This window comes from Psychroserpens sp. BH13MA-6 (assembly GCF_052983595.1).
In genome coordinates this window covers 403,950-424,014 of sequence record NZ_JBRJGE010000004.1, presented here as the reverse complement: position 1 = coordinate 424,014, position 20,065 = coordinate 403,950, and the positions used below count along the sequence as shown (strand labels likewise).

Sequence of the window (20,065 nt, the reverse complement as noted above, 5' to 3'; positions counted from 1 at the left end):
TGCTATCTTCAAAACTTGGAAAGCGTTACTGGTGTAACAACCATCCGTTCACAAACACATTGTCATACTTATAAGAAATGATAAAAATTACATATTCAAAAGACAGGTTAAATAGTAATTATAAAATGGGAATAATATTCATAGCCTTAGGAATGGTTCTCGTGTTCCTATCTTTTAGTATTTCAGAAAGGAACGAACTACCATTGTTTTCTATTGGAATTGGACAAATAGCGGCTGGAATTTTCATGTTTGTGAGGTATTATACTAAACACAGAACACAATATTTGACACTGAAAAATGGCGAATTAACAAAAAACACGCTATTTCCTAAAACTATAAATCTGGCTGAAATCATATCCATAAAAGAGTTTGCCGGAAACTTAAAATTAAGGACTGAAAAAACTGAACTTACTATTGATACTCAAATTATTGAACAGCGTTCTCTAATAGCTTTGAAAACAGAACTAAATAATTACGGTGGGAATAAAAATTGGATTCAAGAGTAACTTACACAGTTCAATGCTTGTAATACACAACTTTAAACATCTTTAGATAAAATTCAATATATTTAAAACACGGAAAAATGGCGTCAGACCACGCCAGATTTCCATCAGAAATCCAGTTACATAGGCATGCTATTCATCGGCAACAAAACAAACAAGAAGACGTTAACAGAGATGGCATATAACTCAAGAAAACGATGAGACATAACATATTGGTTGCAACCTTCATTTTATTAAATACAGTTATTTATAGTCAAAACTCAAAGGAAGCACTGAGAGTGGGTGTCATTGGTTTAACGCACACACATGTTCATTGGATTTTTGGGAGTGAACCACGTGGTGATATAGAAATTGTTGGAATTGTAGAACCTAATACCGAATTAGCCCAACGCTATGCAGAACAGTACAAGTTTTCAATGGAATTAGTATATGATTCCATAGATGAAATGCTTAATAAAGTAAAGCCAGAAGCAGTGACTGCATTTGGTACCATATACGAACATTTAGAGGTGGTGGAAGCAGCCGCACCTAGAGGCATTCATGTGATGGTAGAAAAACCGCTAGCGGTTAGTGTGGAACACGCAAAAAAAATGCAAAGCTTAGCCGAAAAGCATCATATTCAATTATTAACCAATTACGAAACAACTTGGTATCCCACAACACATAAAGCTTACGAATTGGCCAAAAAAGAACAAAAAATAGGTGAACTTAGAAAAATAATGGTGCATGATGGGCATAAAGGTCCGAAAAAGATTGGCGTAAATGAGGAATTCTTAGAGTGGTTAACCGACCCGATACAAAATGGTGGTGGTGCAGAAGTAGACTTTGGATGTTATGGTGTTAATATATTAACTTGGTTTATGGATGGTAAAAGACCAAATTCGGTGACAGCTATTGCTCAACAATTACAGCCAGAAAATAACCCTAAAGTAAATGATGAATCTATCATTCTTTTACAATATGATCACACTGTGGCAATAATTCAAGGGTCTTGGAATTGGCCTATTGGCAGAAAAGATATGGAAATATACGGTGTTGATGGTGTCATCTATGCCGACAATAGAAATGACTTACGTATAAGAATATCAGAAGGTTATGATGGATATGATGAGGAGCGAATAAAGTTAAAAGAAAGAAAAGCACCTTATGATGATCCATTTGCGCTTCTAGCGGCAGTGGTAAGAGGTGACATTGAATTAGAAGATTACGACTTAAATTCACTTGAAAATAACATCCTGGTTGTTGAAATATTAGAAGCCGCTAAAAAAAGTGCTGAGCTCAATAAGACCATTCAGTTCAATGAATAAATGCCTGAAGCACAACTACCAATTCAGCCTCACACATTTTTTGCAACAGAACGACAATCATGTCATTTCTATTTTATATTTTACGCTCATGAATCTTTTAGATTTTGGCGCGAAGGGTTTACGCGAATGCGTAGTATTCCGCCTAAAACTTGAGACAAACTAAATTCAACCAGGTTGTAAACAATTTTAACTAAAGACAAAAACGAATGAAAAAAAAGACATTATTTTGCGGAATTTTAATTGGACTAATGATGTTCTCATCTTGCTCTAGCGATGATGATACTAACTCAAATTCTCCATCAATAGTTGGCAGTTGGAAGCAAATAAATGAAATAGATTTTTGTTCAACAGGCAGTCAAGATGTCTTAATTCTAAATTCTTGTGAACAAACTGGTAGATGGATTTTAAGTGATAATGGAACGTATACGCGTACGTTTTACGAACTTGTAGATAATGATTGTATTCTTGATTTTACCGATAATGGTACTTGGGAAATCAATAATGGAAATTTGACGATTACAAGTAATTTTGAAGGTTCTTTTGAATTTAACACTTTTGAATTAACGCAAAACACTTTAAAGATTGGAGCTGATGAAAATAGTGCTGATCCAGATCCTTGTAATGATGGCTTTCTGACAGGTTTTACTTTTGATTTTGAACGTGTAGATTAACAACTGAGTACAAGAACGTGATTAGTCTATTGCTAAGTTAGTGAGGCTTGAGAATTTCTCCTGTAGATAACTACCTCAGTCTGGAAAGTTAAATAAACCTCGACGTTCTATGTCTTTCACTTGAAACATCAGCCATAGACTCTAGGTAAAAACCCTCAAAGACGTACAAAGGGAACTGGTATTCATAAAACATAAATAAATACGTTTGCCAGAATTTTGGGTCAAATGAACAAATTAGATTACAGTATATCATTAAGAGAAAAAGGGTTTTCAACCAACGAAATAAAAATAAAACTGAAAGAGCAAGGCTTAGAAGACTCTCAAATTCAGTATTATTTGAAAAAATCTGATGACATCTACTTAAATCAATTAATTCATAATAAAAAATCTAAGGCCAATGACAAAACCAAAAAAGGCATGAAGATTTTGGTTCTGATGGTGAGCCTAGTGCTTTTGACTAGTGTGTTTTTTGGTTATGCTCGGATAGGCATATTAGGAATCTTTATATTTTGGAGTTTAATTGGTTATAGTTCTTTTAGAAGATAATAGAAACTTGTTTCATGATAAACAGGTGCTATAAATGCATACCGCTCTTAACCATTTTATGAATATTCGGAAGAATCTCTCTTACAAATCGCTATCTTAGTTTTAACGGAATCATTTCAACTGAGCAGCTCACGTATGCATCGTGGAATGTGAAGCTTAAAATAAAGCTTAATTTCAACAGTCAATATTATATAAATTAGGTTAGGCAAGAGTTATGAATTTAATTGATAATTGGGAAGGCTATTATGAATATGGTGAAGGCTATACCTTACCACAGTTTGGCGAAAGAGTCAATATTTTAGTAAACCTTCAAGGAACCAATAACAGTTTTATCGGCACTGTAACGGAAGAAAAATCGGATTATTATGTACCTGCAGACGCTACTATAAAAGGCTTCTCTGAAAATGAATTTATCTCATTTATAAAAAAATATCCTATTCATCCTAGATTAAAAACCTTAGGTGATTCAGAAATCATTGTTGAAAACGGACAATTAGAAATTGAACATTACGGTTACATCGATACAAAATTTGACGCGATTTATGGAACTTGGTCCATAACGGAAAAAAACGCAAGTAACATTGACGTTGAGCCTGAAACAGTATTTGGAACTTGGTTATTGAGACGTGTTAAATAAAAAAATGGTCTCGCACCAAGTGAGATTCGTTGTTTAGGTGATAATTACGAAGAAATTACCCCACAAAAGACTATCTTAGTCTCAACCTAAACATGACATATGATTAAGTTCTTTAGACGTATAAGACTAAGACTGCTAACCGAAGGAAATACTGGAAAGTATCTCAAATATGCCATAGGTGAAATTGTGTTGGTTATGATCGGTATTTTACTTGCCTTGCAAGTAAGTAATTGGAATCAGGATAGAAAAGACCGTATCAGCGAGCGTAAGCTTTTAGACAATATACACAGGGACTTTATTCAGAATAAAATCGGTTTTGATTCTGTGAAATCAATAAACTATAGAAGTCTTGCAGCCTTGGATAGCATGATTGGTTTATTCCCTCTCAAGAAAGATAGCCTCAAGAATGCCACTTTTTGGAAATACTACGCAAAGATTCAAGACCATACTTATAATCCTTATTCAAGCTCGGTTGACTTGGTCGTTAATTCAAATTCGCTGCAATTAGTACAAGACGAAGAATTACAACAACTCCTAGTCTCTTGGAAGGATGTTTTAATGGACTATCAAGAAGAAGAAAATTTTTACTATAAAATGATGAATGACCATTTTTGGCCATATTGGAGGGAAGTATTAGATTATTCTGGATTTGACAATGAGATAACGCTTACGGGCAGTTCTACCATAAAGTTTCAAAATTATATGATAGACAAAAGAAATTATTTAAGAGCCATTGTTACTGCCATAGATGAGGAACCTATTGAAAATCATATAGATAAAATTATCCGATTAACTAAACCAAACATTGAATGAAAAGGTTTCAAAGTAATTAAAAACTATATCGAGTCATTTGAATTATTTGTGTGACCCTTACCTCTATTTTAATTTACATAGTGACACTTAAAAAAACCTCGCGACGGCCATGACAAAACGTTTGAAAGTTATTTTATTTATTCTTCCAATTTTAATTGTTTCTTGCAAAGAAACAGCGGCTATTAAAATGAGTACAGAACGTGTTGTAGAGCTTCAGCCGAAAGTTGATTTTAAGGAATTAGAAACCGATTTCATGACTTGGTGGACTTATCACACTAAAAATATTTCATTAGCATCAAACTTTATAGCCTTAGACGAACTGTCAGACACGATTGAAAAGAAACAGTTTTTAAAAAAACTAACAACAGGCACCTATATTCCTTTAAAGTTAAAGTCAAAAGAAAGCCTTGAGACATATCAACTATTTAAGCTTGATGCTACAGCTGATAACAATATTAGAAGTCCCATTAAAAATGAATCTCTGACAAATTATAACCATTTAAAAATGGAAGGTTTGCCCTTTCCTGAATTTGAATTTACTGATTTAAAGGGTCATACCTACAATAACGACAATACAAAAGGTAAGACCATCATTCTTAAAACTTGGTTTATTAGCTGTAAAGCTTGTGTCGCTGAATTTCCAGAACTCAATGAATTGGTAGATAAATACCAACATCGCGATGACCTCATTTTTATCAGTTTAGCCTTAGATTCTAAAACTGAATTAGAAGCCTTTTTAAAAGAAAAGCGGTTTAAATACAAGGTCGTTCCAAATCAGAAAGCGTTTATTGCCGACATATTAAAATTACAGATCTATCCAACTCATATCGTCATAGACAAAAACGGCACAATCACAAAAGTCGTCAATAAGGCGTCCGAGATGATATCACTTCTTGAGAAATAAAAGCTTTTGATCAACTGCTTTTTTCCAACTGTACGAATGTCAAAAAAAATGACTACAAAACTGTTACAAATCATTGTTATTCATATAATATCATAATACTGTGTATTCCTATAAATGACTATATTTAACTATTAGGAAAAATAAGAGCAACACAACTCACGTATTTACCACAGAACTTCAACTGGCGAAGTGATTTTTAATCCTGTAACTAAGTACTTTAGCGTTGCAACCAACTTGATTTTAATAATTATGAAACAGAAGGTTTTAAGTTTGACACTAATATTGATAGCAAGCGTTGTATTCGCGCAAACATTGCCGAAAAAGATAAGCGAAACAGATTTTTCAATCGGGAAATCCATTACAATTGAATCCACTATACTAGACCAAACTAGAGACCTAAATATATACTTACCTCTAAACTATTCAGATGATAATTCAAATACATATCCCGTAATTTATTTGCTTGACGGTTCAAAAGATGAGGATTTTATTCACGTTTCTGGTATCGTTCAATTTGGTTCGTTTCCATGGATTAACATGCTTCCCGAGTCAATTGTAGTAGGTATTGGAAATGTGGATAGAAAAAAGGATTTTACGTTTCCTTCTCAAAATAAACTGGATCAAAAAGAATTTCCTACTTCTGGTAATTCCAAAAAATTTATAGCATTTATAGAAAAAGAATTACAACCATTTATAGCATCAAATTATAAAACCAACAAAATAAAAACCATCATAGGGCAATCTTTAGGCGGACTATTAGCCACAGAAATATTATTTAAAAACCCAGAACTTTTTGACAACTATATTATTGTAAGCCCAAGTTTATGGTGGAATGATGAAAAGCTTTTAGATGAAGTAGTTACTAATTTTGATTCAAAAAAAGCCATTTATATTGCAGGAGGAAAAGAAGGAGATGTTATGGAAAGAACTGCCAAAGAATTATTTACTAAACTGAAGAAAAATCAAACACAGAATACACGATTGTTTTACGAATTTTTAGAAGATAAAACACATGGAGACGCTTTACATTGTGCTGTATATAATGCATTTGAAAAAATTTTCATTTCAAATACAAAATAATAATGGACTACCACACTTTGATTAGTTATTAAAGCAGTATTAAAGGAAGATATTCACTTTCCAAAAGTGAGCAACTTAGAAGCAAGAACAAGCTAAAAACAAGAGCGTAAGACGTAACAACTTACTAAATCGATCATACAATGGAAGAATTAGACAACTATTTAGATAATCATTACATACATAGAAGTAATTGGTTAAGAGCAGCTGTTCTTGGAGCTAATGATGGTATTCTTTCAACAGCAAGTATTGCCATTGGAGTTGCGGCTGCTAGTGATATGCGAGAACCTATTATTTTGGCCACATTAGCCGGACTCGTGGCTGGTGCTCTATCGATGGCCGCTGGAGAATATGTTTCGGTTAGCTCGCAAACAGATGTTGAAAAAGCTGATATCGAACGAGAAAAACAAGAACTCATGGAAATGCCTGAAATTGAATTACAAAGGCTGGCAGACATTTATGAAAAAAGAGGTCTGAAAAAAGAAACCGCTTTAATCGTGGCCAAAGAATTAACGGAACATGATGCCCTTGGCGCCCACATAAGAGATGAATTAGGAATTAATGAAATTAGTCAGGCTAAACCTATACAAGCGGCATTTGCTTCTGGTGCCGCATTTACGGTTGGTGGATTACTGCCTTTTTTAGTAACACTCTTTCTTCCTATTGAGAGTATGGAGTATTCACTTTATGGCTTTGGGTTATTTTTTCTGATAATTTTGGGAGCACTAGCAGCCAAAACTGGAGGTTCAAGTATATTAAAAGCTATCATCCGCATTACATTTTGGGGAACCATTGCCATGGGATTGACCGCGTTCGTTGGTTATCTATTCAACGTGAATGTCGCTTAGATACGATATGAGCTTGCTCTAGAAATAAAACTGTCACCACTAGCTGTCATTTTAATTGTAAAAAGAAACGAAGACATGAAAAAAATAGTCTTACTATTAATGATTGGAATTACGTATGTATCATGTAATCAAGGTCAAAAAAACAACAAGAGTTCGTTAAGTGACAGTCAAATAGCAAGAGAGGCTTTAACCTCGGAATTAGAGGCTATTCAAAAAAGTGGAAAAATCATCGGATTTGCAGTCGCTATGGTCAATCAAGATGGCGTTCTCTATGAGAAAGGTTTTGGTTTCAGCAATCGCGAAACGAAAGAAAAGTATACATCGCATACCATTCAGCATGTGGCTTCAGTTTCTAAAACACTCATTGGTATTGCTTTAATGAAAGTAAAAGAACTAGGGCAACTAAATCTAGATGACCCAATTCAAGATTACTTACCATTTAAAGTAATCAATCCAAATTTCCCGGACGAAACCATGACCATCAGACAATTAGCAACACATACTTCGAGTATCAATGATACAGATCAGTATATGAATAACGCTTGGATTCTTGTTAAAGACCAAGACCTCAGCAATATCAGTACGGCTTATCATGATCAACAATTTAATCTACCTGAAAAAGATATGCCTATGGAGGACTTTCTTAAAAGCTATTTACAAAAAGATGGCCCTTATTATATAGAAGAGAACTTCAGTAACTTTAAGCCAGGAACACGCTATAATTATTCAAATGTAGGAGCCACATTGTGTGCTTTGATTATAGAAAAAGCCACAGGACAATCTTATGATTCCTTTACCAATCAATATATCTTAAAGCCATTAAATATGACGGAATCAGGTTGGTCATTAGCAGATGTAGATATCACTAAGCACGCTAAACTGTATAGAAATGATGATTCACTTCTACCTTTCTACAAAGCAATAACCTATCCTGATGGAATGTTGATTTCATCAAGTAGCGATATGGCGAAATATTTGGTTGAATTAATTAAAGGGTATAATGGCGAAGGAACATTACTGAATAAAGAAAGCTATAAAGAATTGTTTTCAGAACAGCTGAAAGCAGAGAACTTTGACTCACGCAATGCAGAAAATCCTTATGATGAAGACTACAATCCGGCCATTTTTATAGGTCATAGTGCCTTGGGATACGTCGGTCATTCAGGAGGCGATGCAGGAGTGGCGACATGGATGTTTTTTGACAAAGAGAAAAAAACAGGAAGATACATCGTTATTAATGTAGATATGGGTAATGACGAACGCGCGAGAGAATTAGAATATTATACCATTTGGGATAAAATGAATGACTATTTTGACAAGCTCGACATAGAAACCCCTGCAGATAACGTATTACATAAAAAAAAGCAATAGCTGCTTTTTACATTAAGGATACTTGTTCCTGAAAATTATCTTAGAATACCACGAAACGTTAGACGCAAATTGCTTAACACCCTTTCTTGAGATTATTCATGAATGACATGCCTCGTCATGCTTTGCGCTTCATATACGCTAAATTTCAGCTAAAGTGGTTCTCTATGGCAATCTAACCTGCTTTCTTATCATATTCTTATGGAAAAGGCTAATCTATCATTTGATTGCATCAACAATTCCTATAATTAATGGCGATATTATCATGAATCTAAAAATTATATACATATGAAATTGAAGAATAAAGTCGTCATAATAACTGGTGCATCTAGTGGTATCGGAGAAGCTACCGCATTAAAATTATCAAAAAACGGAGCAAAGGTTGTATTAACTGCTAGACGGGAAGAGAAGCTTAAAGCCTTAAGAGATAAAATTAAATCTAACGGAGGCGATGCTTTAGTTATAACAGGCGATGTTACTAAGCCAGACGATTTTAAAAATGTCGTTGACCAATCTATTCATACTTACGGTACAGTGGACGCCCTTGTAAACAATGCAGGTCTTATGCCTTTATCTTATGTAGCTAAACTAAAAACAGACGAGTGGAACACTATGGTTGATGTCAACATCAAAGGAGTTCTGAATGGTGTTGCTGCGGTACTTCCTACGTTAATTAAAAATAAGGGTGGTCATATCATCAATATTTCGTCTACGGCAGCTTACAAATATTTTCCAGGAGGTGCTGTCTATTGCGCGACAAAAGCTGCTGTTAAAATGTTTTCCGAAGGTCTAAGACAGGAGTTGGCACCAGAACATAATATCAATATCACCTCTATTGAACCAGGTGCTGTGGATACAGAGTTACTCCATACAATCACTGATGAAGATATAAAAGAGCAGCTGTCTGGTATGAAAGAAATGACGAGGCTTGAGGCTGAAGATATTGCTGAAGCTATTTATTATGCTATATCTCAACCCGACCGAGTTAATATAAACGATGTGTATATAATGCCAACAGAACAACAATAAAAACAAAAAACATGAGTCATAAAATAACAACTATTAACCCAAATTCAGGAAAGGAGATAACGTCTTATCATTATCTCTCTAACGAAGCCTTGGAAGACAGAATTCAAAATAGCCAATCGGCATTTTTAGATTGGCGTCACAAGAGTCTAGAACACCGAGCAAAAATAATTAAAGCCATTGGCAAAAGCTTACAAAAGCATAAGGATGAATTAGCCAGCCTCATGACGGACGAGATGGGAAAACTCCTGTCTCAAAGTCACCAAGAAGTAGATTTATGTTCTGCCATTTGCGAATATTCTGCAGATAAAGGGCAGCAAGTTTTGCAAGATGAAGAGCGTGAGCTAATCAAAGGAGGAAAAGGAATCTTAACCTACCAACCCATTGGAATTGTTTACGGTATCCAACCATGGAATTACCCTGCATACCAAGTCGTTCGATATGCCATTGCTAGCCTAATGGCTGGTAACGCTGTAATATTAAAGCACGCTTCTAATGTCACAGGATGCGGGCAACTACTTGAAAAAATCTTTTTAGACGCTGGTTTACCAGAACATTTGTTTCAAGCACTCATTGTAAGTCACGAACAATCAGATACAATTATCGAACATGACTTAATTAGAGGCGTCACCTTAACAGGAAGCTCAGGAGCAGGAAGAAATATAGGTGAAAAAGCCAGTGCTGCCCTTAAAAAAGTAGTCTTAGAGCTAGGAAGTAATGATGCTTACATTGTTTTAGAAGATGCCGACCTTGAACTCGCTGTAGAAAAATCGGTACAAGGCCGTATTTATAACAATGGTGAAACCTGTATTGCCGCCAAAAGATTTATAGTCGTAGAGGCTATATATGACAAATTCAAGGATGCCTTTGTTAAATCAATGAAAGCTTTGAAAATGGGTGATCCCAGAGCGGATGATGTGGATCTCGGACCTATTGCTAGAAAAGATTTGCGAGAAACACTTCATGAGCAAGTAGAAAAGAGCGTTGCGAAAGGTGCTCAAATATTATGTGGTGGAGAACTACATGATGGCGATGGATTTTTCTATCCTGCTACTGTATTGGGAAATGTGACACCTGGACAACCTGCCTACGACGATGAACTTTTCGGTCCTGTAGCATCATTAATCAAAGCAAAAGATGCCGCTGATGCTATGCGAATAGCTAATGATAGTAAGTACGGCTTAGGTGGAGGCATCTTCTCCAAAGATGAATCTAAAGCGACACAACTAGCGCGAGATTATTTTGACACAGGTATGGTATTTATCAATTCCTTTGGACTTGCCGATCCTGCCATGCCTTTCGGAGGTGTAAAAGATTCAGGGTTTGGAAGAGAACACGGTGGACTCGGCATGAAAGAGTTTGTGAATGCCAAATCACTAATATTTAGTAAATAATTAAAATTTAAAATTATGAAAGCAAAAAACAAAACAGAAAATAACACAAAAGATAAAACGCCATATAATTCAGATGTTACGAAAGAAGATTTGGATATCTTGAATGAAAAAACAAAGCATTTAAGAACAGATGGTGGTCAAGATAAGTACTTAAAAAATAGAGAAAAGCCTGTAGATTTTGAAGGTAAAGATTTAGATATTCCTGGAAGAGCACAATCCAAAGCAAAGCCAGATGGGAATCTCAGTGACGAAGAGAACCGTCACCATAGCCTAGGAAGTACAGACAATAGTCATCTCGAGAATAATTTCGAAGAATAAGGTAATTCTTGACAACCGCGTAATTATTATATATGAAGAGTTAAATAAAAATAAAATCTTTCTATTGAGACCAAAAGAAATCGCTAGTATAAGCTAGCGATTTCTTTTGGTCTATTTATTAGTGAATCACACATCAAGACCTAGATGCATTATCAAGGGCTTCTCCGATAAGCGTAGATCCTTCTAAAATTTCAAATGTGGTGTGATGCGGCGCATCATCATGTAACGACTTAACGAGCGTTTGAGCTACGTCATCTCTACTAATAGAACCATTGCGGTTCAACTTCTTTTGGAGCTCAATATGACCAGTCCCTTTATTATTGGTTAAACTACCTGGTCTTACAATGGTATAATTAAGTTCACTCGATTTTAAATATTCATCAGCATTATGCTTGGCTTTAAGGTAATCCTTTAATTCCTCTGCCTCTTCTGGATTATCTGCTCCCATAGAACTCAACATAACAAATTTTGAAATACCATGGATCTTAGAAGCTGCTATTAATTTCTTAGCGCCTTCTTGGTCAACTTTAACGACATTTTTTCCGCCAGAACCAGCAGCAAAAATGACTTTGTCAATTCCTTTAGTAGTGTGAGAAACATCATTTTCTAAATCACCCAAAACGGTATCAATTTCTTCATTTTTAAACTGTTCTATTTGCTCTTTTTTACGAACCATTGCCACCGGATTGAAGTATTGTGAGTTCTTGAGTAATAGTACTATTTTTTTTCCTGTTGTGCCGTTGGCACCTGCTACTAATATGTGTTCCATTTGTCTTTTTTTTACAAGATGCAACCAATCTTCAAATGGTATTGATTCATTAACCATTATTCTTGACTCTTATAACCCTTTTGAAGACTATGCGATAAAGTTGAAACTTGATTTGTGATAAAACAATCATAAAAACTTTTAAAACTAAAACTATTATCGTAATATTGCAATAAACAAATAAAGAGTTAAAATGGGATTAGCAAAAACCGAAATATTTACGGATAAACAAAATGAAATTGCTCTTTTTGCCAAAGTTTTTGGACATCCAGCAAGAGTCGCCATTTTACAACATTTATTTAAAATTAACGCTTGTGTTTGCGGAGATTTAGTCAACGAGATTGGTCTAGCTCAGCCTACAATTTCTCAACATTTAAAAGAACTAAAACATTTAGGGCTTATTAAAGGTAGCGTAGAAGGAACGAGTGTTTGCTATTGTATTCATCATGAAAATTGGACAGCTATGAAAGCGATTATGACAGAATTTCTCAATCAAGATGTATCTAGTAAAAATCAATGCTGTTAAAAAATTTGAACCTATTAATCGTATCATCGCAATAAACATATATAATTATGAGATTATCACAAGTAAAATCAGTTTTAAAAGAATTGGAAACTATCGGTTTTCAACTACCAAATGGAGAATTAGTGCCCAGCCATTTCCACGTGACAGAGGTAGGTAAAATCACAAAGCATTTTATCGACTGCGGTGGAACTGTTAGAAACGAGGAAGTTGTTAATTTCCAACTGTGGAATGCTAATGACTATGATCATAGACTGCATCCAGACAAGCTGTTAAATATCATTGAACTCTCTGAAGACCTTTTAAACTTGGACGATTTAGACATTGAGGTAGAATATCAGGCAGAAACCATTGGTAAGTTCGGGCTTGACTTCAACGGCACCTATTTCTTGCTTACGCAGAAGCAAACGGACTGTTTAGCAAAAGATAAATGCGGCGTTCCAGCAGAAAAAACAAAAGTCGCACTCGCATCTTTAAAAGACGAACCTTGCTGTTCACCTGATGGTAATTGCTGTTAACCAATAGCCTGTAGAAAAATGAACTCAGCAAGAGCAAGGTTATTTTCAGCCATTGAGAAAACCATAAAGGAATTACATCCTCAAGCTATTTCCATTGAGCGCAAAGCCGTTTTGCAACCACTCATAGATTTTATCCAATCAAAGGTTCAGGACAATCAAGAAATCCGTCTTAATTTTATCTGCACTCACAATTCACGTAGAAGCCATCTATGTCAAATTTGGGCACAAACAATGGCCTATTATTTCAATGTTAAGAACGTTAGTTGTTATTCGGGAGGTACAGAAGCTACAGCCTTATTTCCAATGGTTGCGAAAACTTTACAAAAATCAGGTTTTCAAATAAACACCATAGCCAACAACGAGAATCCTATATACAGCATAAAATATGCTGAAAACACCTATCCAATCATTGGATTCTCAAAAACATTTGACGATCATTTTAATCCTAAATTAGGATTTGCTGCGGTAATGACATGTTCCCAAGCCGATGAGGGTTGTCCGTTTATTGCAGGTGCTGAAAAACGTATTCCGATAACATTTGAAGACCCAAAGGCTTTTGACAATACGGAAATTCAGGCAGATAAATATCACGAAAAAAGTCTGCAAATTGCAACAGAATTATTTTACGTTTTCTCTCATATAAATTCTTAAAAATGGGAATAAAAAAGTTAAGCTTTCTCGACAGACATCTGACATTATGGATATTTGTAGCCATGGCTTTAGGCGTTGGACTTGGCTATTATTTTCCAACCTTTCCAAACTTCATTAATTCTTTCAGTAGTGGAACCACAAATATTCCGATTGCCATCGGTTTGATTTTAATGATGTATCCGCCTCTGGCAAAAGTCAATTATTCACTCTTACCAAAGGTTTTCAAAAACGCCAAAATTCTTTCTATTTCTCTTATTCTGAATTGGCTAATTGGGCCTATTTTAATGTTTATTTTGGCAATTACGTTTTTAAGTGATTATCCAGAATATATGGTAGGACTTATCCTTATAGGTTTAGCTCGCTGTATTGCTATGGTTTTGGTGTGGAATGATCTTGCCGAAGGAAGCAGCGAATATGGTGCAGGTTTGGTGGCACTTAACAGTATTTTTCAAGTATTTGCTTATAGTTTTTATGCGTGGATTTTCATCACCGTTCTTCCTCCCTATTTTGGTTTTGATGGCGCTATTGTAGACATCTCTATAGGGACCATAGCTGAAAGTGTTGCTATTTATTTAGGCATTCCTTTTTTAATGGGCATAATAAGTAGGTTTCTTTTAGTGACATTAAAGGGAGAAGAATGGTACACCAACAAATTTATTCCTATAATTTCACCTCTCACATTAATCGCATTGTTATTTACTATTGTTGTGATGTTCTCACTAAAAGGTGAATTGATTGTAGAAATACCCATGGATGTTCTGATAATTGCTATACCGCTTTTAATCTATTTTACAATCATGTTTATCATTGGCTTTTTCTTTACCAAAGCCATGGGTGCCGAATATGACAAAACAGCCTCGGTTGCTTTTACAGCAGCAGGCAATAATTTTGAATTAGCCATTGCAGTCGCTATAGCTGTTTTCGGACTGAATTCAGGACAGGCATTTGCAGGTGTTATTGGTCCGTTGGTGGAAGTCCCTGCATTGATTTTATTAGTACGTGTTTCTTTTTGGCTACGACAAAAATATTATTTCAAAACTAAAACTGACTAGCCAACAGACTGACAAAACATGTATGCCAGAATCTTGGTTAGATATGGTATTACGAGCTTAATTTCTTACTATCCTCTCGCTCCCACACTTTTTGATATATGCAAAATATATCACAATAAAGAAAAAGCAGAAGAAGTCATTCATTGGTTTAGAGTTTTTCAAATGAACGCAGACAAAGGTTTTGATGATGCCATTTTGCAAGCAGTGGCAGATAAAGAGACTGAATTAAAAAACTGGGTATGATTGTAAATAAACATCAGGTATCATTTTAAAAGTCAATGCTCTGGGCACAAAATGTGAAGGAAGATAGCATAGTTACACAAAAGAAGACCAACTAACTTTTGGATATGTTATTTGGGTAAAGTTGTAAGATCAAAAAAACAACTCATCAATAATAATCCACAATTCAGTCATCTTTAATTTGGATTTTTTCTATTTAAATTGAATTTTGCTAGAGAAATTTCAGTTTTCACCACGCTTCTAAGATATGAAAAAGAAAATACTGAGAATATTACTACTAGTAGGCACCTTAGTTTCCTTGTACTTTGTGCCATGGATTTTAGTGTGGGCTTGGATTTTGCCTTTACCAAATACAGTTCAAGAACAAGTAGATGAAGCCATTGGTCATGGGTTTGATGGCATGATTGTATATGTAGACCAGGCTGGCAAACCACCAGCATTTTATTCAGGTGGCTGGAAAGATCGAGAGAACAAAATACCTGCAGACCCAAAATCTCTATTTAAAATCGCAAGTATTAGTAAGTTATATGTGGCTGTTTCTGTTGCGAAATTGGTCAAAGATAACCAGATATCTTTAGATGATACGCTCGCCGATTATTTCCCAGAACTTGTTGGCCGAATTGAACATGCGGAAAAAATCACTTTAAAATTGATGGTGCAACATCGCAGTGGTATTCCAAATTTTACAGACAATCCTGCCTATTGGGAAAATGAACAAGAAAATGGTAAAAGAGCACTGGATTTTGCCCTCGATTTACCTGCTAGTTTTGAACCAGATAATGGCTATGAATATTCAAACACGAATTATCTATTACTTCGAAAAATTATTGATAAAGTTTTAGGGTACAGTCATGAGCAATATATTACAGAACAAATCTTGAAGCCACTTGAATTAAACAACACCTATTTTTCTCTTAAAAACGTCAATATGAATGACGTGATGAGTGGCTATTATGTTGGTTTAGAACAAGACTTTAAAACCCATGAAAATGGTATGTTGGCCACGGCAGAAGATGTTGGCATATTCTTAAGAGCTCTAAACGATGGTTCTGTATTTCAAAAAGGTGAAAAGGACATCTACAACTCTATTTATGAGTATGAACATGGCGGTTTAGTTCCAGGCTATCAAAGCCTTGCTGAATACCATGAAGATACCGATACTGTGGTTGTACAATTTATTAACACAACAGATTTTAATGGTTATGAATGGAATTTATCAGAGATTATAATAAATCGTATTTTTAAAATAGTCAAGCGAAAAAGATAAAAGACACGCGTTAATTATCCAGTAAAATCATTTATACTTTTGACTCATTTGAAACTACCACTGGAATCTCGTGTCATATGAGTCAACGAAATGATTGATGCTTAAAACTATAAAACTGCTCCTCGTACACATTTAATTTGCATGGATTTTTTATAAAAGGCAAGTCACTACCCATTTATTTTCCTGATATCCTATTTAAGTCAATTTAGCATAAGAAATGGCTTATTTTTTATGCGCACATTTTTTAATGCTACTTGTAAGTTGTACTTTGTAATGTTTCTTGATGTACCAATGAATTATCAACCATCTAACAAAAATTAATTCTATGCACTTAAAATTAACCTTACTATGCCTGTTGGTATATCAGTTTGCTCTAGCTCAACAATACGATTCCTTAGTTATCGAAGAAGAAAATATTGACACTAACAATACCATTTTTAAAACGGGTTCTGTTTTTGTTTATGACTATGAAATAATTTTTAACGATGAAACCTATAAACTCAAAAAAAATAAAGGCATGTTTGGAGGTGTTGAATTTGAACTAGCCACCTTAGACGCTGATAGTATTATTGAAGTGGAGAAAATTCATCTCATTGTAAGACCTGTTTTAGATGCCGAAAGAAGCAATGACAATCAAACGCAAATTTCCTATTTACAAGATCCAATTTATGCTTCACTCTCCTCTACTGGAGCTGTGGAAAACGACGCTAATGTTTGGATACATCCTATCAGAAAAGGGTTTTTCAATTCTTTAGAAACAGCACCATTTCCATTTGTAAAAAAACCACTTGCTGTAGGTTCAGAATGGCATGATCAAATGCTTATTGGACAAGGTTGGGGAAACGATATGTGGGGGAAATGGGATGACCAACTTCTTTTAAACTATCATTACAAAATAACGGCTCTCAAAACTCTGGAAACCGACCTTGGAAAAATCGACTGCTATGTCATCGTGAGCACGGCAAAATCTGATATAGGAACTACAAAACTGACAAGTTATTATTCAGAAAAATATGGATTTGTCCGATTAGAATACGAATTACTAAATGAGCTAAATGTGAATATGTGGTTGATTGATTATAAATCGGACCAAGAGTTCAATGACGTCAGAACTTTTTTTGTAACCAAAGAATATATCAAACAATAAAAAGTTGGCATTCCTTAGGATGTTAAATCGGTTGTACTTTAAACATTGTACCATGACTAAGCAACTTAGGAATCTGCCATGACCTTTGAAAAAGATAGATATAAATCTTACCTTTATTGAAGCAAAAAAAATGAATCTAAACAACATGTTTCTAAAATAGCCTGTGATGAAATGACCACTAAAATTCTTGAAGATGTTTTACCAGATAAGCTATCGAAAATTTTAAAATTTAATGATATCGTACTCGGCTTTGAAAATGTCAACATTAAAAAGCCTCGCTTTTACGCGAGGCTTTTCTCTTTTTCATAACAGTTATTTTCCCTATTATTTAGGCATAACAACCTGATTGATGACGTGAATCACACCGTTACTACCCATAACATCAGTACTCACAATTTCACTGTAATTTCCGTTTTGGTCTTTTAACCATATTTTTCCATCTTTCTGTAAAACAGTCAAAGTTTGGCCGTTTAAGGCCTTTAATTCCACTTTACCTTTTCCTTTCTTCAGTGCTGCAACAACATCAGAAGCCGATAGCTTTCCTGAAACCACATGATACGTGAGGATGTTTGATAAGGCTTCTTTATTTTTTGGTTCTAATAAAGAGTTTAATGTTGCTGAATCAATCTTTGCAAAGGCATCATTCGTTGGTGCGAATACCGTAAAAGGACCATCGCCTTGTAATGCACCTACTAAGTCAGCTGCTTTTAAAGCCGTCACTAATGTTGAAAAATCGTCGTTTCCAACGGCTATATCAACAATTGATTTTTGAGCTGTAGCAAACTGACTAACGGATAATGCTACAATCGTTGTAAAAATAAATACTAACTTTTTCATAATAATTTTTTTATTGGTTAAACTAATTTGACACTTTACTTTTCTTTTGAAGTGCTTTCATTTATATTTACACAGGTTTGTTTGCTATGGATGAGCACACTTCTTTTTTTGGCAAATTTTTAACATTTATGCAGAACGATAAAGCACTGATACTACAACTTCAAAATAAAAATGAAGATGCTTTATCTGAACTCTACGATAATTATTCGCCTGCTATTTACGGTGTTATAATCAGAATATGTAAAGATGAGCAACATGCTCAAAACTTATTACAAGACACCTTTATGACCATTTGGGACAAAGCGGATCAATACGATCCTAATAAAGGTAAATTCTATACTTGGGCACATCGCATCGCAAGAAATAAAACGTTAAACTTTTTAAGATCATCTAAAAACCTCATCCAAACGGAAGATTTGAGTGTATATAGTAACAAAGAAGATGAGATTACTACAGATGCTGAATATTTACAACTCAATGGCTGTATAAAACAACTTGATGCGCATCATCAAAGAGCTCTAGAGCTAGTTTATTTTAAAGGCTTAACACACAGAGAAGCTCATAAAGTCATGGATGTGCCTTTAGGTACATTTAAGTCTTTCGTGAGACAAGCCCTGAAAAAATTGCAATTAAGTTATGGAAAAGCAATGGTGTGGTTATTGCTGTTAATTGAAGTAATTAAATGATGGATAAAGCTTACATATTGGAACACGGTATATTAGAACTGTATCTATTGGGTGAATTAAATGCTACCGAACAACGACAGGTTGAAGATATCCTGAATACGGATTCTGAATTAAAAACCATCTTTGAAAATTTAGAAGCGGATTTTCAAACATTGGCTTTTGAGAATGCCATTAATCCACCAAAAACTGTTAAAGAGAATTTACTCAAATCAGTTAAAAATCCGCAACCAAAAGTTGTCGCAATTCAAAAATCAAAGAATACTAAAACCTATTTAGGCATTGCAGCTAGTGTGGCTGCTCTCCTACTTATTGGAACCATTTGGCTTTTTAAGGAATTAAACAATACGCAAGAGGCCTTAAAAATTGCCCAAGAGGAAAAATCCTTATTACTAAAGGAGATGGAAGGATTAAGTAGTAATTATGAAATCCTTTCAAAATGGGCAGAAGTTATTAATTCGCCAGATGTTCAACAATATATTTTAACTGGAAATGATTTGGCACCAGATGCTAAAATTGTGAGCTACGTAAACCATAAAGCCAAGCAGGTGGTCATCAACGCCAAAAAATTACCTCAACTAGATGATCAGCACGATTACCAAATGTGGGCCGATGTTGAGGGTGAAATGATCAACATGGGTGTTATTCATAAAAACACCACCTTGCTTGCTATGAACTACATAGAAAATGCCGAATCATTTAATATCACGATTGAACCTGCAGGTGGCAACGATCATCCCACAGTGTCTAGGTTAATCAGTAATATTTATTTATAAATGCTGGCAAAAAAGCCGTTGTTAGATTCTTAAACGTTTCAAGCATTATGATGAGAATCAAGGGTTACATGTGAAACTTAAAAATAATATTCGATAATATTCAGTAATTTAGTTTCTCATCCTTAAAGACGCTTATGAGCAAATATCTCATACGATGAATAAGGCTTTATTGCAAGTTTCCATAAAACAGCTA

24 protein-coding genes are annotated in these 20,065 nt (G+C 34.7%); 22 read left to right on the top strand and 2 right to left on the bottom strand.

Annotated features, from left to right (window positions below):
• Positions 1 to 77: 77 nt before the first annotated feature.
• The 13 genes from ACU8DI_RS11040 to ACU8DI_RS10980 all read left to right on the top strand — a co-directional run bounded on the left by ACU8DI_RS11040 (position 78) and on the right by ACU8DI_RS10980 (position 11,412).
• Positions 78 to 506, top strand: coding sequence for a hypothetical protein (locus ACU8DI_RS11040; protein WP_447112834.1), 429 nt, complete (start codon positions 78 to 80; stop codon positions 504 to 506).
• Positions 507 to 700: 194 nt separating this feature from the next.
• Positions 701 to 1,810 (top strand): Gfo/Idh/MocA family protein, encoded by a 1,110-nt coding sequence (locus tag ACU8DI_RS11035; protein ID WP_447112833.1) that lies wholly within the window; start codon positions 701 to 703, stop codon positions 1,808 to 1,810.
• Between the two features lie 206 nt (positions 1,811 to 2,016).
• Positions 2,017 to 2,481, top strand: a complete 465-nt coding sequence (locus ACU8DI_RS11030) for a lipocalin family protein (protein WP_447112832.1) — start codon at positions 2,017 to 2,019, stop codon at positions 2,479 to 2,481.
• A 225-nt stretch (positions 2,482 to 2,706) separates the two neighbouring features.
• On the top strand, positions 2,707 to 3,027 hold the full coding sequence (locus tag ACU8DI_RS11025; protein WP_447112831.1) for a hypothetical protein: 321 nt from the start codon (positions 2,707 to 2,709) through the stop codon (positions 3,025 to 3,027).
• Between the two features lie 214 nt (positions 3,028 to 3,241).
• Positions 3,242 to 3,664: a hypothetical protein gene (locus tag ACU8DI_RS11020; RefSeq protein ID WP_447112830.1), complete on the top strand. Its 423-nt coding sequence runs from the start codon at positions 3,242 to 3,244 to the stop codon at positions 3,662 to 3,664.
• Positions 3,665 to 3,763: 99 nt separating this feature from the next.
• Entirely contained in the window at positions 3,764 to 4,477 is a 714-nt protein-coding gene (locus ACU8DI_RS11015) for a DUF6090 family protein (protein WP_447112829.1), read from the top strand.
• Positions 4,478 to 4,586: 109 nt separating this feature from the next.
• Positions 4,587 to 5,381: a TlpA family protein disulfide reductase gene (locus tag ACU8DI_RS11010; protein ID WP_447112828.1), complete on the top strand. Its 795-nt coding sequence runs from the start codon at positions 4,587 to 4,589 to the stop codon at positions 5,379 to 5,381.
• A 249-nt stretch (positions 5,382 to 5,630) separates the two neighbouring features.
• Positions 5,631 to 6,461, top strand: coding sequence for an alpha/beta hydrolase (locus ACU8DI_RS11005; RefSeq protein WP_447112827.1), 831 nt, complete (start codon positions 5,631 to 5,633; stop codon positions 6,459 to 6,461).
• Between the two features lie 140 nt (positions 6,462 to 6,601).
• Complete coding sequence (locus ACU8DI_RS11000) at positions 6,602 to 7,306, top strand: VIT1/CCC1 transporter family protein (RefSeq protein ID WP_447112826.1); 705 nt, start codon at positions 6,602 to 6,604, stop codon at positions 7,304 to 7,306.
• Positions 7,307 to 7,381: 75 nt separating this feature from the next.
• Positions 7,382 to 8,677 carry a serine hydrolase domain-containing protein gene (locus tag ACU8DI_RS10995; protein ID WP_447112825.1) on the top strand — a complete coding sequence of 432 codons (1,296 nt, stop codon included), beginning with the start codon at positions 7,382 to 7,384 and terminating at the stop codon, positions 8,675 to 8,677.
• 285 nt (positions 8,678 to 8,962) lie between these two features.
• A complete protein-coding gene (locus ACU8DI_RS10990) occupies positions 8,963 to 9,703 on the top strand; it encodes an SDR family oxidoreductase (RefSeq protein ID WP_447112824.1) in 741 nt (246 codons plus the stop codon).
• An 11-nt stretch (positions 9,704 to 9,714) separates the two neighbouring features.
• Positions 9,715 to 11,094, top strand: a complete 1,380-nt coding sequence (locus ACU8DI_RS10985; protein WP_447112823.1) for an NAD-dependent succinate-semialdehyde dehydrogenase — start codon at positions 9,715 to 9,717, stop codon at positions 11,092 to 11,094.
• A gap of 15 nt (positions 11,095 to 11,109) precedes the next feature.
• On the top strand, positions 11,110 to 11,412 hold the full coding sequence (locus ACU8DI_RS10980; protein WP_447112822.1) for a hypothetical protein: 303 nt from the start codon (positions 11,110 to 11,112) through the stop codon (positions 11,410 to 11,412).
• Between the two features lie 133 nt (positions 11,413 to 11,545).
• Here the strand turns inward: ACU8DI_RS10980 and ACU8DI_RS10975 are convergent, their stop codons facing one another.
• Positions 11,546 to 12,181 (bottom strand): SDR family oxidoreductase, encoded by a 636-nt coding sequence (locus tag ACU8DI_RS10975; protein WP_447112821.1) that lies wholly within the window; start codon positions 12,179 to 12,181, stop codon positions 11,546 to 11,548.
• Positions 12,182 to 12,371: 190 nt separating this feature from the next.
• Between ACU8DI_RS10975 and ACU8DI_RS10970 the strand changes: the two genes are divergently transcribed.
• The 7 genes from ACU8DI_RS10970 to ACU8DI_RS10940 all read left to right on the top strand — a co-directional run bounded on the left by ACU8DI_RS10970 (position 12,372) and on the right by ACU8DI_RS10940 (position 17,576).
• Positions 12,372 to 12,704: an ArsR/SmtB family transcription factor gene (locus ACU8DI_RS10970; protein ID WP_447112820.1), complete on the top strand. Its 333-nt coding sequence runs from the start codon at positions 12,372 to 12,374 to the stop codon at positions 12,702 to 12,704.
• 47 nt (positions 12,705 to 12,751) lie between these two features.
• A complete protein-coding gene (locus tag ACU8DI_RS10965; protein ID WP_447112819.1) occupies positions 12,752 to 13,219 on the top strand; it encodes a DUF6428 family protein in 468 nt (155 codons plus the stop codon).
• Positions 13,220 to 13,237: 18 nt separating this feature from the next.
• Positions 13,238 to 13,870 carry an arsenate-mycothiol transferase ArsC gene (locus ACU8DI_RS10960; protein WP_447112818.1) on the top strand — a complete coding sequence of 211 codons (633 nt, stop codon included), beginning with the start codon at positions 13,238 to 13,240 and terminating at the stop codon, positions 13,868 to 13,870.
• Positions 13,871 to 13,872: 2 nt separating this feature from the next.
• Positions 13,873 to 14,922 carry an ACR3 family arsenite efflux transporter gene (arsB, locus tag ACU8DI_RS10955; protein ID WP_447112817.1) on the top strand — a complete coding sequence of 350 codons (1,050 nt, stop codon included), beginning with the start codon at positions 13,873 to 13,875 and terminating at the stop codon, positions 14,920 to 14,922.
• An 18-nt stretch (positions 14,923 to 14,940) separates the two neighbouring features.
• A complete protein-coding gene (locus ACU8DI_RS10950) occupies positions 14,941 to 15,165 on the top strand; it encodes a hypothetical protein (RefSeq protein ID WP_447112816.1) in 225 nt (74 codons plus the stop codon).
• A gap of 244 nt (positions 15,166 to 15,409) precedes the next feature.
• A complete protein-coding gene (locus tag ACU8DI_RS10945) occupies positions 15,410 to 16,429 on the top strand; it encodes a serine hydrolase domain-containing protein (protein ID WP_447112815.1) in 1,020 nt (339 codons plus the stop codon).
• A 325-nt stretch (positions 16,430 to 16,754) separates the two neighbouring features.
• On the top strand, positions 16,755 to 17,576 hold the full coding sequence (locus ACU8DI_RS10940; protein ID WP_447112814.1) for a hypothetical protein: 822 nt from the start codon (positions 16,755 to 16,757) through the stop codon (positions 17,574 to 17,576).
• Positions 17,577 to 17,900: 324 nt separating this feature from the next.
• Here ACU8DI_RS10940 and ACU8DI_RS10935 read toward each other — a convergent pair whose 3' ends face one another.
• Positions 17,901 to 18,413, bottom strand: coding sequence for a fasciclin domain-containing protein (locus ACU8DI_RS10935; RefSeq protein WP_447112813.1), 513 nt, complete (start codon positions 18,411 to 18,413; stop codon positions 17,901 to 17,903).
• A 128-nt stretch (positions 18,414 to 18,541) separates the two neighbouring features.
• On the opposite strand from ACU8DI_RS10935, the gene ACU8DI_RS10930 reads away from it, so the two are divergent.
• Positions 18,542 to 19,099, top strand: coding sequence for an RNA polymerase sigma factor (locus tag ACU8DI_RS10930; protein ID WP_447112812.1), 558 nt, complete (start codon positions 18,542 to 18,544; stop codon positions 19,097 to 19,099).
• A complete protein-coding gene (locus ACU8DI_RS10925; RefSeq protein ID WP_447112811.1) occupies positions 19,096 to 19,872 on the top strand; it encodes an anti-sigma factor domain-containing protein in 777 nt (258 codons plus the stop codon). Before ACU8DI_RS10930 ends, ACU8DI_RS10925 begins: the two co-directional genes overlap by 4 nt.
• The last annotated feature ends 193 nt before the right edge of the window (positions 19,873 to 20,065 follow it).

Bases quoted from the DNA above. Each gene is read 5' to 3' on its own strand.
- ACU8DI_RS11040 (WP_447112834.1), top strand. From the start codon at position 78: ATGATAAAAATTACATATTCAAAAGACAGGTTAAATAGTAATTATAAA.
- ACU8DI_RS11035 (WP_447112833.1), top strand. From the start codon at position 701: ATGAGACATAACATATTGGTTGCAACCTTCATTTTATTAAATACAGTT.
- ACU8DI_RS11030 (WP_447112832.1), top strand. From the start codon at position 2,017: ATGAAAAAAAAGACATTATTTTGCGGAATTTTAATTGGACTAATGATG.
- ACU8DI_RS11025 (WP_447112831.1), top strand. From the start codon at position 2,707: ATGAACAAATTAGATTACAGTATATCATTAAGAGAAAAAGGGTTTTCA.
- ACU8DI_RS11020 (WP_447112830.1), top strand. From the start codon at position 3,242: ATGAATTTAATTGATAATTGGGAAGGCTATTATGAATATGGTGAAGGC.
- ACU8DI_RS11015 (WP_447112829.1), top strand. From the start codon at position 3,764: ATGATTAAGTTCTTTAGACGTATAAGACTAAGACTGCTAACCGAAGGA.
- ACU8DI_RS11010 (WP_447112828.1), top strand. From the start codon at position 4,587: ATGACAAAACGTTTGAAAGTTATTTTATTTATTCTTCCAATTTTAATT.
- ACU8DI_RS11005 (WP_447112827.1), top strand. From the start codon at position 5,631: ATGAAACAGAAGGTTTTAAGTTTGACACTAATATTGATAGCAAGCGTT.
- ACU8DI_RS11000 (WP_447112826.1), top strand. From the start codon at position 6,602: ATGGAAGAATTAGACAACTATTTAGATAATCATTACATACATAGAAGT.
- ACU8DI_RS10995 (WP_447112825.1), top strand. From the start codon at position 7,382: ATGAAAAAAATAGTCTTACTATTAATGATTGGAATTACGTATGTATCA.
- ACU8DI_RS10990 (WP_447112824.1), top strand. From the start codon at position 8,963: ATGAAATTGAAGAATAAAGTCGTCATAATAACTGGTGCATCTAGTGGT.
- ACU8DI_RS10985 (WP_447112823.1), top strand. From the start codon at position 9,715: ATGAGTCATAAAATAACAACTATTAACCCAAATTCAGGAAAGGAGATA.
- ACU8DI_RS10980 (WP_447112822.1), top strand. From the start codon at position 11,110: ATGAAAGCAAAAAACAAAACAGAAAATAACACAAAAGATAAAACGCCA.
- ACU8DI_RS10975 (WP_447112821.1), bottom strand. From the start codon at position 12,181: ATGGAACACATATTAGTAGCAGGTGCCAACGGCACAACAGGAAAAAAA.
- ACU8DI_RS10970 (WP_447112820.1), top strand. From the start codon at position 12,372: ATGGGATTAGCAAAAACCGAAATATTTACGGATAAACAAAATGAAATT.
- ACU8DI_RS10965 (WP_447112819.1), top strand. From the start codon at position 12,752: ATGAGATTATCACAAGTAAAATCAGTTTTAAAAGAATTGGAAACTATC.
- ACU8DI_RS10960 (WP_447112818.1), top strand. From the start codon at position 13,238: ATGAACTCAGCAAGAGCAAGGTTATTTTCAGCCATTGAGAAAACCATA.
- arsB (WP_447112817.1), top strand. From the start codon at position 13,873: ATGGGAATAAAAAAGTTAAGCTTTCTCGACAGACATCTGACATTATGG.
- ACU8DI_RS10950 (WP_447112816.1), top strand. From the start codon at position 14,941: ATGTATGCCAGAATCTTGGTTAGATATGGTATTACGAGCTTAATTTCT.
- ACU8DI_RS10945 (WP_447112815.1), top strand. From the start codon at position 15,410: ATGAAAAAGAAAATACTGAGAATATTACTACTAGTAGGCACCTTAGTT.
- ACU8DI_RS10940 (WP_447112814.1), top strand. From the start codon at position 16,755: ATGCACTTAAAATTAACCTTACTATGCCTGTTGGTATATCAGTTTGCT.
- ACU8DI_RS10935 (WP_447112813.1), bottom strand. From the start codon at position 18,413: ATGAAAAAGTTAGTATTTATTTTTACAACGATTGTAGCATTATCCGTT.
- ACU8DI_RS10930 (WP_447112812.1), top strand. From the start codon at position 18,542: ATGCAGAACGATAAAGCACTGATACTACAACTTCAAAATAAAAATGAA.
- ACU8DI_RS10925 (WP_447112811.1), top strand. From the start codon at position 19,096: ATGATGGATAAAGCTTACATATTGGAACACGGTATATTAGAACTGTAT.